The following is a 15,862-nucleotide window of genomic DNA, read 5'->3' as shown; positions in this document are numbered from 1 at the left end:
TCTGGACCATCCTGCCATCGGGCGGGAGCCGGCTCGCCAGCGGGTCGGGGTGCGCTACCATGAGGGCACTATGCGCACCGCGATCGTTTTTTGGTATGGCGACGGACCTGTTGGTCGGACCGTTCGCCACCTGACGCTGCGCTAGCAGACAGGCGAACAGAAGGCCCCGGGTCCGAAAGGACCCGGGGCCTTCTGCGTTTTCCAAAGGAGAAGAACATGGTCATCGTGATGGGCCCTGAGGCAACCGGCGACAACGTCGCCTCGATCGTCACCGTCGTGCGGACGGCGGGAGTGGAAGCGTTCGTGAGTAAGGGTGTCAAGCGGACGATCATCGGCCTGGTGGGCGACGTGACGCAGCTCGACTCGGCCAACCTGCGCGGCATGCCGGGGGTGCGCGAGGTGATGCGGGTGTCGACCCCGTACAAGCTGGTCAGCCGGGAGAACCACCCCGAACGCTCTACCGTGCATGTGGGCGGGGTGCCGATCGGCCCCGAGACGGTGACGCTGATCGCGGGGCCGTGCGCGGTGGAGACGCCCGAGCAGACGCTGCTCGCCGCGCGGATGGCGCAGGCGGCGGGTGCGACGCTGCTGCGCGGCGGCGCCTTCAAGCCGCGCACCTCGCCGTACGCGTTCCAGGGCCTGGGCGAGCGCGGGCTGCGGATCCTGGCCGAGGTGCGGGAGGAGACGGGCCTGCCGATCGTGACCGAGGTGGTCGACGCGAACGACGTGGACCTGGTCGCCTCGCACGCCGACATGCTGCAGGTGGGCACCCGCAACGCGCAGAACTTCGCGCTGCTGCAGGCCGTCGGGGCGGCGGGCAGGCCGGTCATGCTCAAGCGCGGCATGAACGCCACCATCGAGGAGTGGCTGATGGCGGCGGAGTACATCGCGCAGCGCGGCAACCTCGACGTGGTGCTGTGCGAGCGGGGCATCAGGACGTTCGAGACCGCCACCCGCAACACGCTGGACGTGTCCGCCGTCCCGGTGGCGCAGCGCCTGTCGCACCTGCCGGTGATCGTGGACCCGTCGCACTCGGGCGGCCGCCGTGACCTGGTGCTGCCGCTGACCCGGGCGGCCATCGCGGTGGGCGCGGACGGCGTCATCATCGACGTGCATCCGCACCCCGAGCAGGCGCTCTGCGACGGCCCGCAGGCCCTGGTGGACACCGATCTGGGCGAGCTGGCCCAGGTCATGCGGGACTTCCCGGCGATGCTGGGCAAGTCGGCCGCGCTGGCCCTCAGCTAGAGGGTGTATTCCTGAATCGAGTCGGCGAGCTGGACGGCGAGTTCCTCGGCGTCCAGCCGCTTCTCGATCTGCTTGAGGTCCGCGATCTTGGCCCGGGTCTCGGCGCGCTTGGGGGCGAGCAGGCTGCAGCAGTCCTCGTCGGGCAGCTCGGAGATCGCCAGGGTGTCGATGCGCCGGGCCTCGGCCATGATCTCGGTCTTGTCCCAGCCCACCAGCGGGCGCAGGATCGGCAGCTCGACCGCGTGGTCCTGGGCGGTGATGTTGGTCAAGGTCTGCGAGGAGACCTGGCCGAGCGCGTCGCCGGTGATCAGCGCGGCGGCGCGGATGCGGTGGGCGACCTCCTCGGCCGTCTTGAGCATGAGCCGGCGCTGGGTGATGACCGCGAGCCGCTCCTGACCGGAGTTGCGGATGGACTGCTGGGCCTTGCCGAACGGCACCACCCACAGGCGCGAGCCGCCCTGGAACCGGTCGAGCTTCTTGACCAGGGCGTAGGCCTTGTAGATGGACTCGGAGGTGCTGAACGGGATGCCGGAGAAGTGCAGGAAGTCGACGTGCAGGCCGCGTCGCATCATGCGGTAGGCCGCCACCGGCGAGTCGATGCCGCCGGACATGAGCACCAGCGCCCGGCCGCTGCTGCCGACCGGCAGGCCGCCCTGGCCGGGCAGGCCGCCGGTGAAGACGAACACCTCGTCCCTGTCGACCTCGATGGACAGGGTCAGCGCCGGGTTCTTCAGGTCGACGGGCAGGCCGTACTCGTCGTTGATGGCGCCGCCGACGAGCCGGTCGAGCTCGTTGGAGCGGAGCGGGAAGCGCTTGTCGCGGCGGCGGGAGCGGACCGCGAACGACGCCTTGCGCTTGACCTCCTCGCGCTCGCCGACGAGCTCCAGGCCGGCCTTGAGCACGGCCTCGGGGTCCTTGGCGACGCGCCAGGCGGGGTGGATCCAGACCAGACCCGGCACGTCGGCGACGCGCTCGGCCACGGTCCGCGCCTGCTCGGCGGTGGCGCCCTCAGGCAGGAAGATCGCGATGACGCCGTGCCGCTTGCGCACGTCGAGCTTGATGCCGAGCTCCTTGAGCGCGTCGCGGATGTTGCTGATGAGGCGACGTTCGAACACCTCGCGGTTCTTACCCTTCAGGACGATCTCGCCCAGCTTGAGCAGAACACACGGCTCGCCCAGGGCAGACATCGTCATGGTGGAACCTCCGGAAGATGGGGAAATGCGCCGCTGGTACCAACGCATCGGTGCCCTGAGTTTAGTCCGGCTCCGGCGTCCGTTCGATGCCGTGGACACCATGAGGACTTCTCACGTTTCCGACAGGCCAGATTGACAGATAGTCGAGGTATCCATGCGAAAGGGACAGCACCCCTGGAAGAATCCGGAGACCCCTAATGCAAGGAATCTCCTGAATGTCCCCAGTTGACCATTTCACCCACGGCATGCTCACCCCGGCCCTCGCCTACGTGATGTCGTGCGTGGGCTCGATGCTCGGGCTGCGGCTCACCGCGCAGGCCCACGCCTCACGAGGCGCCTCGCGGATCCGCTGGCTGCTCGGGGCTGCGGTCTCCATCGGTGGCACCGGCATCTGGGTCATGCACTTCATCGCCATGATGGGCTTCGAGGTCCAGGGCACCCAGATCCGCTACGACGTCCCGCTGACCGTCGCCTCGGTGGTCGTCGCCATCGTGGTCGTCGGCACCGGCCTGTTCCTGGTCTCCTATGGCCAGGGCCGGCTGCTCCCGCTGCTCGGCGGCGGCGTACTGACCGGGCTCGGCGTGGCCAGCATGCACTACCTCGGCATGTACGCCATGAACATGTCCGCGCACGTCTCCTATGACCGCACCCTCGTGATCGCGTCCGTGATCATCGCGGTGGTCGCCGCGACCGCCGCCCTGTGGTTCACGCTCCGAGTCAGAAGCCCTGTCTGGATCACCGGGGCGGCCATGGTCATGGGCCTGGCCGTGGCCGGCATGCACTACACCGGCATGTTCGCGCTGATCATCACGCCGGCCGCGCAGCCGGGGGACGTGGGCGGCGCCGACGCGCTCGACTTCCTGGTGCCGCTCATGACGGTGATCAGCCTCATCACGCTCACCATGCTGCTCATGGTCATCCTGTCGCCGTCCGAGCGGGAGCTGAACGAGGACGCCGAGCTGGTGGCCCGCCTGGAGCGGCGCCGGCAGATCACGCAGGAGCAGCAGTTCGTCTATCCGGCTCAGGCCCCCGCCCCGGCTCCCCCGCCGGCCCCCGCCCCGCCGGCCCCTGCCCCGGCTCCCCCGGCCCCGCGTCCGGTGCCGGTCCTGCCCGCGCCCACGTACCACGGGCCCGCCCCCGCGGCCGGGCGGCATCCCGGCTACCCCGCGCCCGCCGACCAGCAGCCTCCGATGCGCGGCCGACGCCGCTAGTCGGTTGCCATTTTCACCACCCGCCCCACATACTCCCTTCATCGAGATCGAGGGGCAGGTATGTCCGCTATAGACCACTATGCTTACGGGTTGCTGACGCCCGTCGTCGCCTACGTCATGTCCAGCGTGGGCTGCATGCTCGGCCTGCTCCTCACCTCGCGCGCCCGCCTGGTCAACGCCAAGGAGAGCCGCTACTGGCTGGCGGGAGCCGCCATCGCGATCGGCGGCACGGGCATCTGGACGATGCACTTCATCGCCATGACGGGATTCGCGGTGCACGGCACCGCGATCCGCTACGACGTCCCCCTCACCGTCGGGTCGGCGATCATCGCCATCGTGGTCGTCGGCGCCGGCCTGTTCCTCGTCCGGCAGGGCGGCGAGCGGCCGCCGTTCCTGTTCGGCGGCGGCGCGCTGACCGGGATCGGCGTGGCGGGCATGCACTACCTCGGCATGGCGGCGATGAACATGTCCGCGCACGTCTCCTACGACCCGCTGCTCGTGGCGGCATCGGTGCTCATCGCCATCGCGGCGGCGACCACGGCCCTCTGGTTCACCCTGCGGGTCCACGGCGCGCTGCGGATCGGCGCCGCGGCGCTGGTCATGGGCGTCGCGGTGACCGGGATGCACTTCACCGGCATGTACGCGCTGTCGGTGGAGGTCCACCCGGAGACGGCGCCAATCGCCGGGGCCAGGCCGATCGACTTCATGCTGCCGGTGATCGTCGGGATCAGCGTGGTCACCATGGGATTGCTGCTGGCCCTCGTGCTCTCCCCGTCGGAACGGGAGCTGCGCAGGGAGCAGGAGTTCCTCGACCGCCTCCGGGACCAACGCGGCGGCGACGAGCCCCCGGCGGCCGGCAAGGGCGCGCCGGAAGTGGATCTCTTCGGCACGCCCCGCGGTCCAGCTGTCTCTTAAGCGGCGCTCTGTTCGCCTCAGCGGCGAGGAGGACGAATCCGCGCCGGGCCCAGCGCTCAAGGGCGGACGAGCACCTTCCCGACCGCGCCCTTCTCCACGGCCGACTGCGCGGCGGCTATGTCGCTGAGGTCGTAGTCGGAGACGGGCAGCGTGGTGAGTGCGTCCGCCTCGATGGCGGCATTCGTCCATGACGACAGCCGCTTGAACTCCGCTGCGGAGACGGTGTACATCAGCGCGAACTGAATCGACGCGTTCGCGCTGGCCAAGGGCAGGATCGGTATGCTGGGCCGTTCGGCTTCCCCTGCGTAGACGGCGATCACGGCATTGGCTCCGATGACGGCGGCGTCGGTGTCGATGTTCGCCCCCAGCGCGACCTCGACGATTCGATCGACCTGGCCGGCGGACGCCAGGATCCTTTCCGCGACGTCCTCCTCGCGATAGTTCAGCACGAGGTCGGCGCCCGCGGCACGCGCCAGCTCCCCCTTCGCCTCCGAGCTGACCGTGGTGATCACGTGGGCCCCCGCATGCTTCGCCAACTCGATCGCGAAGTGCCCGACGGCTCCCGCGCCCCCCGCGACGAGGACTGTCCGCCCTCGCACCGCGCTGGGATCACCACCGAGGCAGTACGCCGCCGTCAGCGCGGGAACACCGAGGCAGGCACCGAGCTCGTCCGACGCGTTGCCGGGGAGCGGGACCACTTTGTCCGCCGGTACCACCGCGAACTCGGCGGCCGTGCCGTACCGGTTGCCGGCCGCGGCCAGATAGAGCCACACGCGTTGGCCGACGGCGAACCCGGTCACCCCTGGGCCGACGGCGTCCACCCGGCCGGCACCGTCGTGATGGGGTACCTGGAAACCGTCGGGATCGCGGCCGGTGAGTCCGGCGCGGGCCTTCCAGTCCGTGGGATTCACGCCGGAAGCCGAGATCGCGACGCGTACCTCTCCCGCCTTGGGGTCGGGCACATCCAACTCGACGAGCTCTAGCACGTCCGGTGCGTGCCCGGTTGTCCGATAAATTGCTGCTCTCATGTAACACATGGTGCCCAGGTCTGGTTGGAGCGCGGCACAACCTCGTCGCGGCAGAGTTGGTCGCACCGCTATACCAAGACATACCCGGGTGGCGAAGAGTGAGCGGCGTCACACCCACACAGGCCCCGAGTGGGAGAAGTGAGCGCCTACGGCATCTGGTGCGGCTGGTCTGACCGAGTCGCCGCGCCGGATGGGCAGAGCCGCTCAGCCCACGAGGTCCACAGGAGCCACCTATGAGCACGACACAAGAGCCGGTGGTCACCGGCCCCCTGACCGAGCGCGAGATCCTCGCCATCCAGCACCTCATCGCCGAGATCGCGTTCGCCTTCGACAGCGGCGGCGACTACGCCGTACGGCTGGGCGAACTGCTGGCCGGCGACGTCCAGTACGAGAACCCCGGGAAGACGCACCTGCACAGCCTGGCCGAGCTCGTCGAAACGCTCGAGAACTCGGCCGACCCCGCGTTGAGCCACCACCTGTCCACCATGACCGTCCAGCCGGCGGGACCGGGCACGGCGACCTGCCAATCCAAGGTGCTGACCTTCCGCTCGGGTGGACGGCTGAGCGTCGGCGAGTTCACCGACACGGTGCGCCGACAGCCGGACGGCCGCTGGCAGCTCACCCACCGGCTCGTGCGCCCGATCATCTGACCCACTCGGAGGAGACCCATGACCATGCCCTTCGGGCCGATTCGGCAACTCGGCTACATCGTCACGGACATCCACGCGGCCATGCGCCAGTGGATCGACGGCCCAGGCGTCGGGCCGTTCTACTACCTGGAGAACGACGGCGCCCTGGCGCAATCCGGTGGCGTGCAGATCGAGCTGATCCAGCTGCGCGACGACTCGCCGTCGTTCTTCCACACGTTCGTCGGCAAGTACGGCGAGGGCCTGCACCATGTCGCCTTCTGGACCGAGCACTTCGACGCCTGCGTGGAGGCCGCGCTGGCCCGCGGGTACGTCGAGATCCACCACGGCAGATCGGGACGCGGCAGGCCCGACGACCGGTTCGCCTACTTCGACGGCGGGGCCGCCGACGGCACCGCCATCGAGATCTCCGAGCGAGGGGTCGACAAGCGCGCGCTGTTCGACGCGATCGCCCAGGCCGCCGAGGGCTGGGACGGCACCGGGCCCGTCCGCGACATGGCGGCCCTGCTGTCCGAGATCACCGGGACGGGAAACGGGACGGGGCCGCGATGAGAGCAGTGCTGATCCAGCGTCACGCCGACGGCGCGACGCTCGCCCTCGGCGACGTCCCGGAGCCGAAACTCGGCCACGGCCAGGTCCGGATCGCCGTCCGCGCCGTCTCGGTCAACTACGTCGACCGGTTCGTGCCTCAGGGCGGGTACGGCAAGCCCCCCGCGGACGGCGTTCCGTGGGTGGCGGGCCTGGACGCCGCCGGGGAGGTCACCGAGGTCGGCGACGGCGTCACCGGCGTGCGGGCCGGTGACCGGGTGATGGCCATGGTGCCCAGCAGCCTGGCGGAGCAGGTGGTCGCCGACGCGCGGTTCACCGTCCCGATCCCGCCGGAATGGTCCCACGAGGAGGGCGCGGCCGCGATCGTCGCCCTGCTGACCGAATGCAGCGCGCTGACCGCCGCCGACGGCCTGAGTGCCGGCGAAAGCGTCGTCATCACCGGCGCCACCTCGGGCATGGGGCTGCAAGGAGTGCAACTCGCACGGCATCTCGGGGCCGGTCGGATCATCGCCGTGGCGCGATCGGACCGCGCGGACGACGTCCTCCACCGCCTCGGCGCCGATCTCGTCCTGCACAGCCCGGGGCGCGGCTTCGCGAAGCACGTGCTCGACGCGACCGGCGGGACGGGCGCCGACGTGGCCGTGGACCACGTCGGCGGGAGCTACTTCCCCGACCTCGTCGCCGCGGCGGCGATCAACGGGCGGATCGTCAACGTCGGGCGTGCCGCGGGCGCGGAGGCGACGGCGGATCTGGAGGCGTTCTCGCTGAAGCAACTCACCCTCCGCGGGGTCACCTTCCGCACCCGCACCCCGGCCGAGCTGACCGGTCTCTACCAGCAGGTCCGGAATCTGGACCTCACGAAGCTTCGCCCGGTCATCGAGCGTGTCGTCCCCTGGCAACAGACCGAGGAGGCGCAAGGACTCCTGTCCACCGGCGCCGTCGTCGGGAAGGTCGTCATCCGGGTCGCCGTCGAGGACTAGCACGTCCGGGGCCGTCCCTCGCGACCTCCACCCCCCTTCGCACCAAGGAGTACGGTCATGACAACAGATCAGCGGGGGACGTCCCCCTCCCACTCTGTGAAGCACACGCGGCGTGCGGCCGCCGCGAGCTTGGGCGGGACGATACTCGAGTACTACGACTTCGCCATCTACGGGCTGGCCTCGGCCCTGGTCTTCGGACCGCTCTTCTTCCCCTCCGCCGATCCGACGGTGGGTGTGCTGGCGTCGTTCGTCACCTTCGGCGTCGGCTTCCTCGCCCGCCCGCTCGGCGGCATCGTCTTCGGCCACTTCGGTGACCGGCTGGGGCGAAAGAACGTCCTCGTCACGACGATGCTCATCATGGGCGTGTCCACGGTGCTGATCGGCTGCCTCCCCGGATACGACTCGATCGGTTACTGGGGAGCGGTGCTGCTCGTCCTGCTCCGGCTCGCGCAGGGATTCGCCTTCGGCGGCGAACAACCCGGTGCGGTCCTCCTCGTCGCCGAGCACGCCGCCGAGGGGCGCCGAGGGCTGTTCGCCTCACTGCCCGGAGCGGGCGTGTCCTTCGGCCTGGTCCTCGGCAATCTCGCGTTCCTCGCCGTCAACAACACCATGGACCCCGCGACGGTGCTGACGTGGGGCTGGCGCATCCCGTTCTGGGCGGGCGGTCTCCTGGTTCTCATCGGACTCCTGATCAGGTTCGGACTGGCCGAGACCCCGGACTTCGAGCGGAACAAGGCGAACGATCAGGTGTCGGCCTCCCCGATCCGCGACGTCATCCGTACCCACCCGGCCCAGATCCTGCTCGCCGGCGGCGTACAGGCAGGCCAGGCGGTGGCGTCGTACATCACCGTCATCTACAGCCTGGCGTACGCACGCGAGCACGATGTGCCCGCCTCACTGCCGCTGCTCGGGATCATTCTCAGCGGCGCGCTGCACCTCGCCCTCGTCCCCGCCGCGGGCGCCCTGTCCGACCGTTTCGGCAGGCTGCCCACGTATCTCGCGGGCGCGGTGTTCATCGCGATCACCGCGTTGTTCTTCTTCCCCATGATCGGGAGCGGTTCCGCGGTGCTCGTGCTCTCCGCCTATCTGCTGCTCTTCGGCATCGGCTGGGCCGTCATCACGGGCGTCTACCCCGTGATGATCGCCGAGGCATTCGCCACGAAGGTCAGCTATTCAGGCTTGTCCCTGGGCATGCAGCTCGGGGTCGTCATCGGCGGTCTGACACCTTTCGTCGCCACACTGGTCGCGACGTTGCCGAACGGCTCGACCCTGCTCGGCATCGGCCTCTCGGTAGTCGTCCTGCTGTCCGGCTGGTGTGCCGCGGCGATCGTCCGGCGCACGACCCGGGCGGGCGTGGCCGCCACCATCGACCAGCCCGCCTGATTGGAGGCTGCTACAACGGGCGTGCGGCTGGGCCGCAAACTCTCTCCGCGACCGGGCGATTCATGTCGTCTCGTCCGGGTCCGCGGCGAGGGCCCAGGCCACTTCGAGCAACGTATCCGCGGAATCCAGGTTCGCCCCGGTGATCTCCGCGAAGCGCGCGAGCCGGTAGCGAAGGGTGTTCTGGTGGACGACCAGTGCCTCGGCCGCGCGGGCCACGTTCTTGTCCGCGCTCACGTAGGCGCGGACGCTGCGCCAGATGAGCGCGCCGAACTCGCCCATCGGGTCGAGCGGCGCTCGGTAGCGGCGTAGCAGAAGCGAGGTGACGGCGTCGTCCCGGTCCACCGCGAGCCGCCAGCCGATGTCCTCGATCCTGCGCCGGCCGCGAACGCCATGCTGCCGCATCCAGTCGTAAATGCGGGTCGCGAGCTCGAACGAGCCCGCGACCTCGGGCAGCGGTGCCGCAGGGCCGAGCGCGACGACGTCCTCGCCGGCCAGGACACCGATGGGGCCGGACAGCAGCCCGAAGCAATATCCGTCGGCGACCACGACCAGGCCGGTCGCCCGCGTTTCCAGGCGACGTCGCAGGGCCTCCACCGACGCGCCCTGCGCGGTGCCTGCCTTCACCGTCAGGTAGTCGATGGTGGTGTCCAGGCCGAGCTCCTCCGCCCGCGCGTGAACCTCGGGAACCGGGAGCCCTCCGGCGAGGACCTTCTCCAGGAACTCCGCGCGCAACTGGGAGTGCCGCAGCGCGCCGGTGAGCTGCCGGCTCCGAAAAAGCGCGGTCATCTGATTGGTCATCAGGTCGCTCAGTTGCCAGAGCACGCGGACGGCATTGAGCACCTCGGCCACGTCGACGTCCTGTTCGGCCGCGATCTCGATGAATCGTTCCTGGATGACGCCGATGGACTTACGCCAGCCCTGGATCCCGTCCTCGACCCGGAGCCCCTGCCCGAGGCGCTCGTCGACCCGGATGGTCAGGGCCTCGACATCGCGGTCGTCAATGACGGGCGCCCCGGCGAGAAGCGAGTCGCGGACGGTCTCCAGGTTCATCCGGACCGACGCCTCGATGGCGCTGCGCGGCACCACCGCGTACGGCGGCCGTTGCTCGTCGCCGAACGCGACGGTTCGCGCGACGAGTTCGTCGACGTCGTCCATCAGCCTCGCCACGCTGTCGCGAAACGATCGCCCGGCGACATCGGCGGGCAGTGCCGATGGTTCCAATTCCTGCCTCCTGTCACAGCATTCTGCCAGACGTTGTAGCGGCGTCCAATCGCGGTCGCCGACGGTTGGGGCGCTCGCCGTAGAAGCGGGGGCGGCCGCACTGGACCATCGAGTCGTTGAAGCACTGCGCAGGCGGCGACACGCCGGCCGGTCAGCAGTGCCACAGGTCGATGAGAGGAGCCGGCTGATGAGCAGCGCTGCCGACATCGCGACAAACCTCATATCGCCGTCCAAGCCGCCCCGCGTCGGCGCCGACGGCACGTCAAAGGGACGTGGGGAGTGAGGATCACCGAATTCTTCGATCGCGGGCTCCGTCAGAACCCGGACGGTCCGGCGTACATCATGGACGGCCGCCAGTGGACCTACCGCGAGGCGTACACCTTGTCCTGCCGGGTGGCGCAGGGGTTGAGCGCCGCCCTGGAGCCAGGCACGAAGGTCGCCGTCCTGTCGCCGAACCACCCGGAGGCCTGGATCTGCGTGATCGGCAGCTGGCGGGCCGGAATGCTCTGGGTGCCGCTGAACCCCGCCATGCCGCAGGAGGAGACGGCCGAACTCGCCGCGGCCTTCGACTGCGAAGCGATCTTCTACCACTCGTCGATGGCAGGCGTGGTGGAGTCGCTCCGGGGCAAATCGCCTGGTCTCCGATTGGCCGTATGCCTCGACCGGGAGATGGCGGACGAACCCGAACTGCACCGCTGGTGCGCCGCCTACCCCGCCGAACCCCCGGACGTCCGGACCGCGATCGACGACGTCGTCGCGATTCCGCCGACCGGTGGGACGACGGACAGGCCCAAGGGCGTGATGAGCACCCATCGCAACTTCCACACGTCCACCGCTCACCTGCTGATGCTGCTGGGCTACGAGGCCCACCAGCCGATCGTCAACCTCGCCGCAGCGCCGATGACGCACACCAGCGGGCTCCTCAGCCTGCCGGCGACGGCGCGGGGCGGCACGGTCGTGGTCCTGGAGAAGGCCGACCACACGGTGCTCGCCGACGTGGTCGAAAAGTACGGCGTCACCGAGATGTTCCTGCCCCCGACGGTGATCTACCGCTGGCTCGACCATCTGGAGGGCCAGAAACGCGACTTCTCATCGCTGCGCTACCTGATCCATGCCTCCGCGCCGATGTCGGTCGACCGGCTCAGACAGGCCATCGACGTCTTCGGGCCTGTCATGACGGCCGCGTACGGCCAGACGGAGTCCCCGGGAACCATCGCGCTGATGCGATGCGCGGAACTCTTCGATCCGGACGGCGGCCTCAATGAGACGCGGCTCGCCTCCTGCGGCCGGCCGACCCCGCTCATCTCCTTCGAGATCCGCGACGACAAGGGCAACGCCGTGCCCCGGGGGACGGCGGGCGAGATCTGCGTGCGCGGGGACACGGTCATGGCGGGCTACTACGCCCAGCCCGAGCAGACGGCGGCGACGGTGGTGGACGGCTGGCTGCACACCGGCGACATCGGCCACCTCGACGACGACGGCTACCTCTACATCACCGACCGGAAGAAGGACCTGATCATCTCGGGTGGTTTCAACGTGTACCCGAGCGAGGTGGAACAGGTCCTGTGGAGCCATCCCGCGGTGGGTGACTGCGCCGTCGTCGGCATTCCGCATCCGGACTGGGGTGAAGCGGTGACCGGCGTGGTCGAGCTGCGTTCAGGGGCCGACGCCACCCCCGAGGAGCTCATCGCCTGGTGTCGCGAGCGGCTGGGTGGCGTCCGGGCTCCGAAGAGCATCGACATCGTCCGGGAGCTCCCGCGCAGCCCCAACGGGAAGGTTCTCAAGAATCGTGTGCGCGAGCCGTACTGGCGTGGCGTCGACCGGCAGATCTGACGCCTGCCGCAGAAGACCGAAGGAGAACCCCCATGGCATCCGACGAGCCGATCCGACGGCGACGCCGTCTTCCGCGGTGGTCAGACCTCACCGACGTGATCGACCTGCGCGCCTTCGCCCCGCCGACGACGGAGCACCGCCTCGCCCGCGCCCGCAGCCTCGGGGATCTGCGTGCGATCGCCCGGCGGCGCGTTCCCCGCGCCGTGTTCGACTATGTCGACGGCGGCGCGGAGTCGGAGATCAGCCTGGCCCGTGCCCGTGCGGCCTACCGGGACGTCCACTTCCACCCGGCGGTACTGCGCGACGTCTCCCGGGTCGAGCTCGGCCGCGTGCTGCTCGGCAAGCAGTCGGAGCTCCCCGTCGTGCTCGCACCGACCGGCTACACCCGGATGATGCACCACGACGGGGAGGTGGCCGTGGCGCGCGCCGCCGCGCGGGCGGGCATCCCGTACACCCTGTCGACGATGGGGACCACGTCCGTCGAGGACCTCGTCGCCGCCGAGCCCACCGGCCGGAAATGGTTCCAGCTGTACCTCTGGCGCGATCGGGCGGCGGGAGATGACCTCGTCAAGCGGGCCCTGGCGGCCGGCTACGACACCCTGATGCTGACCGTCGACACACCGGTCTCCGGCGCTCGGCTACGGGACCTGCGCAACGGCCTGACCATCCCACCGATGATCGGCCCCCGGACGCTCGCCGACATGGCTCTCCATCCGCGCTGGTGGGCGAACCTGCTGACCACCGATCCGCTGAGTTTCGCGTCGTTCGGCTCCTGGAAGGGGACGGCCGCCGAGCTCGCCGACAGCCTGTTCGACCCCAGCGCGGGCATCGACGACCTCCGCCGGCTACGCGGCGCCTGGCCCCACTCGCTGGTGGTGAAAGGGATCCAGACCGTCGAGGACGCCCGCATGGTGGTCGACGCCGGAGCCGACGGCGTGGTCGTCTCCAACCACGGCGGGCGGCAACTGGACCGGGCGGCGACGCCGTTGCGGGTGCTGCCGCACGTCCGTGCGGCCGTCGGCGACCGTGCCGAGGTCTTCGTCGACGGCGGTGTCAGGTCCGGAGCGGACGTCGCCGCGGCGATCGCCCTCGGGGCGACAGGCGTCCTGGTGGGCCGGGCCTACCTCTACGGCCTGATGGCCGGCGGGGAGCGAGGCGTGGACCGGGCGCTGGACATCCTGCGCACTGAGCTGACCCGTACCCTCCGCCTGCTCGGGGTCGCGGAGATCGACGCGCTCCCGAACGGCCGTGCCACGCTGGGCGACCCGGCAGCAGGAAACGCACAGAGTTGACGACACCCGCTCAAGGAGCACCGATGTTGTTGTCCCAGCCCATCGACGACTTCCGCCTCGCCTACGACCGGCATGGCGACCCTGCCGGGTCCCCCGTCCTCCTGTTGCACGGCTGGCCGGGTGACCGGACCGACCATGCGGCTGTGGCCGAACGGCTCGCCGGCACCGGGTTCGACGTCGTCGTGCCGGACCTGCGTGGGTTCGGGCAGTCAGACAAGCACGACCGGGATCCCGCCGAGTGCTACGGCGCCCCGGCCCAGGCGCGCAGCGTGGCCGGGCTGCTCGACGAGCTGGGAGTCTCGGCGGCCGTGGTCGGCGGTTACGACATCGGCGGCCGCGTCGGCTCGCAGCTGGCCGTCGACCGGCCGGACCTGGTGCGCGCCCTGGTGGTCACCCCGCCGGCCCCGGGCGTCGGGCGGCGGGTCCTCGACGAGCATCCGATACGCGAATTCTGGTACCAGTCGTTCCACCAGCTCGAACTCGCCCGCGATCTGATCGACGGCGACGTGAGCCGCGCCCGCGCCTACCTGAAGCACTTCTGGTCACGCTGGTCCGGCCCGGACTACACCGTCGACGACGAGCGGCTCGACCACCTCGCCGCCGCTTACGGCGCTCCTGGGGCGTTCGTCGCGTCGATCGGCTGGTACCGCGCAGGGAGCGGAATGGTCGCCCGCGCGCTCGCCGAGACCGAGCCGGACCCCGCCGACCGGATCGCCGTCCCGACGACGTTCCTGTGGCCCGAACATGACCCGCTCTTCTCCCGCGCGTGGTCCGACCGGCTCGACGCGTTCTTCGCGGACGTGACGGTGGTGCCCGTGGACGGGGTCGGGCACTTCGTGCCCGTGGAGGCACCCGGCGTGTTCGCCGACACGATCGCCGCGGTCGCGGCGTAACCCCGCCCCTGGCGGACGGCCACCGACCTGGTCCAGGTCGATCCGGGGCCGGTGTTCGCCACGCCCGGCGACAGGACTCCCTCAACACCGACGATGACAGGAGCAGCAGATGTACAGCGACTACGCATTCCTCAAGGTGGAGCCGGGGGCGGATCGAGTCCTCCGGATCACCATGAACCGCCCCGAGAAGCTGAACGCGTCCGGCGAGATCGGGCACGCCGAACAGGGCCGCATCTGGCGTGAGTTCGACGCCGACCCGGAGATGAACGTCGCCCTGATCACCGGCGCGGGACGTGCCTTCTGCGCGGGCGGTGACATCAAAGAGGGCAACGGGCCCCTCCCCGTCGACACGCGCGACGGCCGCGCCCTGGTGCGCAACATGATCGCATGCCGCAAGCCGATCGTCTCCGCCATCAACGGGGTCGCGGTCGGCGGTGGCCTGGCGATCGCCCTGCTCGCGGACATCTCGATCGCCAGCGAGCGAGCGGTGCTCATCGACGGCCACGTCAGACTCGGTCTCGCGGCGGGCGATCACGCCGCCCTCGTGTGGCCCCTCGCGATCGGCATGGCCCGCTCGAAGTACCACCTCCTGCTCGGCAACCGGATCACCGGCCGGGAAGCCGCCGAGATCGGGCTGGTCGGCACGTGCGTCCCCCACGAGGACCTCATGACGACCGCGAACGAGATCGCGACGCGGCTCGCCGAGGGGCCGCAGTTCGCCATCCAGGGCACCAAGGCGGCGTTGAACGACTGGTACCTGCACAACATCGGCATCTTCGAGCACTCGCTCTACGTCGAAGCCCTCAGCGCGACGCTGCCGGACGCCGAGGCCGGAATCCGTGCCGTGCGCGAGGGCACCGAACCCGAGTTCCCCGGGGCCGTCAACTCCGACAGGTACTAGCCCACGCCCCTTCCCGACCCCCAGCCAGACAAGAGAAGAGGAACTCGCACATGCAGCAGATCGCCGTCTCGTCCGACATCCCGCTGGAGATCGCCGTCGACGCGATTCCGGACGATGACCGGGTGTGGGTCCCGCAGGCCCCGGGCGTCTTCTTCCGCCCGCTGTTCATCAACACCGTGACCGGCCAATGGTGCAACCTTCTCAAGGTGACCAAGTCAGGCATCGTCTCCCGTCACAGGCATCCCGGCATCGTCGTCGGATACGTCATCGCGGGCGAGTGGAAGTACGACGAGCACGACTGGACGGCTCGCGCCGGAGGGTTCGTCTACGAGCCGCCCGGCGAGATCCACACCCTGCGGGTTCCCGACCACTGCCAAGAGATGATCACCTTCTTCAACATCAGCGGCGCGATGATCTACCTCGACGAGGACGGCCGCCAGATCGGCTACGAGGACGCCTTCACCAAGTTGGACATGTGCCGCGCCCACTACGCGGCGAACGGCCTGGGAGCCGACTATGCCGACCGGTTCCGACGCTGACCCCGGCACCCCGGCGAGCCTCGACGCCGATG

The 15,862-nt window shown here is 69.8% G+C and carries 15 protein-coding genes; 12 read left to right on the top strand and 3 right to left on the bottom strand.

What is annotated here, in order from left to right:
• Positions 1 to 216: 216 nt before the first annotated feature.
• On the top strand, positions 217 to 1,245 hold the full coding sequence (gene aroF, locus OHA68_RS30040) for a 3-deoxy-7-phosphoheptulonate synthase (RefSeq protein ID WP_189143354.1): 1,029 nt from the start codon (positions 217 to 219) through the stop codon (positions 1,243 to 1,245).
• Here aroF and thiI read toward each other — a convergent pair.
• Positions 1,242 to 2,438 carry a tRNA uracil 4-sulfurtransferase ThiI gene (thiI, locus tag OHA68_RS30035; protein WP_189143353.1) on the bottom strand — a complete coding sequence of 399 codons (1,197 nt, stop codon included), beginning with the start codon at positions 2,436 to 2,438 and terminating at the stop codon, positions 1,242 to 1,244. The genes aroF and thiI overlap by 4 nt on opposite strands.
• Before the next feature lie 215 nt (positions 2,439 to 2,653).
• Here thiI and OHA68_RS30030 point away from each other — a divergent pair, with 215 nt between their 5' ends.
• Both OHA68_RS30030 and OHA68_RS30025 read left to right on the top strand, forming a co-directional pair.
• Entirely contained in the window at positions 2,654 to 3,649 is a 996-nt protein-coding gene (locus OHA68_RS30030) for an MHYT domain-containing protein (RefSeq protein WP_327103271.1), read from the top strand.
• 60 nt (positions 3,650 to 3,709) lie between these two features.
• Complete coding sequence (locus tag OHA68_RS30025) at positions 3,710 to 4,564, top strand: MHYT domain-containing protein (RefSeq protein ID WP_327103270.1); 855 nt, start codon at positions 3,710 to 3,712, stop codon at positions 4,562 to 4,564.
• A gap of 56 nt (positions 4,565 to 4,620) precedes the next feature.
• Here OHA68_RS30025 and OHA68_RS30020 read toward each other — a convergent pair whose 3' ends face one another.
• The gene (locus tag OHA68_RS30020; RefSeq protein ID WP_327103269.1) at positions 4,621 to 5,592 is read right to left on the bottom strand and encodes an NADPH:quinone reductase; all 972 of its coding nucleotides are present in this window, start codon (positions 5,590 to 5,592) and stop codon (positions 4,621 to 4,623) included.
• 233 nt (positions 5,593 to 5,825) lie between these two features.
• On the opposite strand from OHA68_RS30020, the gene OHA68_RS30015 reads away from it, so the two are divergent.
• The 4 genes from OHA68_RS30015 to OHA68_RS30000 are packed head-to-tail and all read left to right on the top strand — an operon-like array spanning position 5,826 to position 9,151.
• The gene (locus OHA68_RS30015) at positions 5,826 to 6,242 is read left to right on the top strand and encodes a YybH family protein (RefSeq protein ID WP_327103268.1); all 417 of its coding nucleotides are present in this window, start codon (positions 5,826 to 5,828) and stop codon (positions 6,240 to 6,242) included.
• A gap of 18 nt (positions 6,243 to 6,260) precedes the next feature.
• Positions 6,261 to 6,791: a VOC family protein gene (locus tag OHA68_RS30010; RefSeq protein ID WP_327103267.1), complete on the top strand. Its 531-nt coding sequence runs from the start codon at positions 6,261 to 6,263 to the stop codon at positions 6,789 to 6,791.
• A complete protein-coding gene (locus OHA68_RS30005) occupies positions 6,788 to 7,768 on the top strand; it encodes a quinone oxidoreductase family protein (protein ID WP_327103266.1) in 981 nt (326 codons plus the stop codon). Before OHA68_RS30010 ends, OHA68_RS30005 begins: the two co-directional genes overlap by 4 nt.
• 57 nt (positions 7,769 to 7,825) lie before the next feature.
• Complete coding sequence (locus OHA68_RS30000; protein WP_327103265.1) at positions 7,826 to 9,151, top strand: MFS transporter; 1,326 nt, start codon at positions 7,826 to 7,828, stop codon at positions 9,149 to 9,151.
• A gap of 60 nt (positions 9,152 to 9,211) precedes the next feature.
• On the opposite strand, the gene OHA68_RS29995 is transcribed toward OHA68_RS30000, so the two are convergent.
• Complete coding sequence (locus tag OHA68_RS29995) at positions 9,212 to 10,306, bottom strand: PucR family transcriptional regulator (RefSeq protein WP_327103264.1); 1,095 nt, start codon at positions 10,304 to 10,306, stop codon at positions 9,212 to 9,214.
• A gap of 345 nt (positions 10,307 to 10,651) precedes the next feature.
• Between OHA68_RS29995 and OHA68_RS29990 the strand changes: the two genes are divergently transcribed.
• From OHA68_RS29990 to OHA68_RS29970, 5 genes are all read left to right on the top strand, one after another.
• Positions 10,652 to 12,205: a class I adenylate-forming enzyme family protein gene (locus OHA68_RS29990; RefSeq protein ID WP_327103263.1), complete on the top strand. Its 1,554-nt coding sequence runs from the start codon at positions 10,652 to 10,654 to the stop codon at positions 12,203 to 12,205.
• A 32-nt stretch (positions 12,206 to 12,237) separates the two neighbouring features.
• A complete protein-coding gene (locus OHA68_RS29985; RefSeq protein WP_327103262.1) occupies positions 12,238 to 13,497 on the top strand; it encodes an alpha-hydroxy acid oxidase in 1,260 nt (419 codons plus the stop codon).
• 23 nt (positions 13,498 to 13,520) lie between these two features.
• Positions 13,521 to 14,390, top strand: coding sequence for an alpha/beta fold hydrolase (locus OHA68_RS29980; RefSeq protein ID WP_327103261.1), 870 nt, complete (start codon positions 13,521 to 13,523; stop codon positions 14,388 to 14,390).
• 109 nt (positions 14,391 to 14,499) lie between these two features.
• Complete coding sequence (locus OHA68_RS29975) at positions 14,500 to 15,291, top strand: enoyl-CoA hydratase/isomerase family protein (RefSeq protein ID WP_327103260.1); 792 nt, start codon at positions 14,500 to 14,502, stop codon at positions 15,289 to 15,291.
• Positions 15,292 to 15,341: 50 nt separating this feature from the next.
• Positions 15,342 to 15,830 carry a 2,4'-dihydroxyacetophenone dioxygenase family protein gene (locus tag OHA68_RS29970; RefSeq protein ID WP_189143341.1) on the top strand — a complete coding sequence of 163 codons (489 nt, stop codon included), beginning with the start codon at positions 15,342 to 15,344 and terminating at the stop codon, positions 15,828 to 15,830.
• Positions 15,831 to 15,862: the final 32 nt, after the last annotated feature.

Origin of the sequence: Nonomuraea glycinis (assembly GCF_035920485.1) — a bacterium.
GTDB lineage: Bacteria > Actinomycetota > Actinomycetes > Streptosporangiales > Streptosporangiaceae > Nonomuraea > Nonomuraea glycinis.
This window is presented reverse-complemented; position numbering and strand designations above follow the sequence as displayed.

Bases quoted from the DNA above. Each gene is read 5' to 3' on its own strand.
- aroF (WP_189143354.1), top strand. From the start codon at position 217: ATGGTCATCGTGATGGGCCCTGAGGCAACCGGCGACAACGTCGCCTCG.
- thiI (WP_189143353.1), bottom strand. From the start codon at position 2,438: ATGACGATGTCTGCCCTGGGCGAGCCGTGTGTTCTGCTCAAGCTGGGC.
- OHA68_RS30030 (WP_327103271.1), top strand. From the start codon at position 2,654: ATGTCCCCAGTTGACCATTTCACCCACGGCATGCTCACCCCGGCCCTC.
- OHA68_RS30025 (WP_327103270.1), top strand. From the start codon at position 3,710: ATGTCCGCTATAGACCACTATGCTTACGGGTTGCTGACGCCCGTCGTC.
- OHA68_RS30020 (WP_327103269.1), bottom strand. From the start codon at position 5,592: ATGAGAGCAGCAATTTATCGGACAACCGGGCACGCACCGGACGTGCTA.
- OHA68_RS30015 (WP_327103268.1), top strand. From the start codon at position 5,826: ATGAGCACGACACAAGAGCCGGTGGTCACCGGCCCCCTGACCGAGCGC.
- OHA68_RS30010 (WP_327103267.1), top strand. From the start codon at position 6,261: ATGACCATGCCCTTCGGGCCGATTCGGCAACTCGGCTACATCGTCACG.
- OHA68_RS30005 (WP_327103266.1), top strand. From the start codon at position 6,788: ATGAGAGCAGTGCTGATCCAGCGTCACGCCGACGGCGCGACGCTCGCC.
- OHA68_RS30000 (WP_327103265.1), top strand. From the start codon at position 7,826: ATGACAACAGATCAGCGGGGGACGTCCCCCTCCCACTCTGTGAAGCAC.
- OHA68_RS29995 (WP_327103264.1), bottom strand. From the start codon at position 10,306: ATGGACGACGTCGACGAACTCGTCGCGCGAACCGTCGCGTTCGGCGAC.
- OHA68_RS29985 (WP_327103262.1), top strand. From the start codon at position 12,238: ATGGCATCCGACGAGCCGATCCGACGGCGACGCCGTCTTCCGCGGTGG.
- OHA68_RS29980 (WP_327103261.1), top strand. From the start codon at position 13,521: ATGTTGTTGTCCCAGCCCATCGACGACTTCCGCCTCGCCTACGACCGG.
- OHA68_RS29975 (WP_327103260.1), top strand. From the start codon at position 14,500: ATGTACAGCGACTACGCATTCCTCAAGGTGGAGCCGGGGGCGGATCGA.
- OHA68_RS29970 (WP_189143341.1), top strand. From the start codon at position 15,342: ATGCAGCAGATCGCCGTCTCGTCCGACATCCCGCTGGAGATCGCCGTC.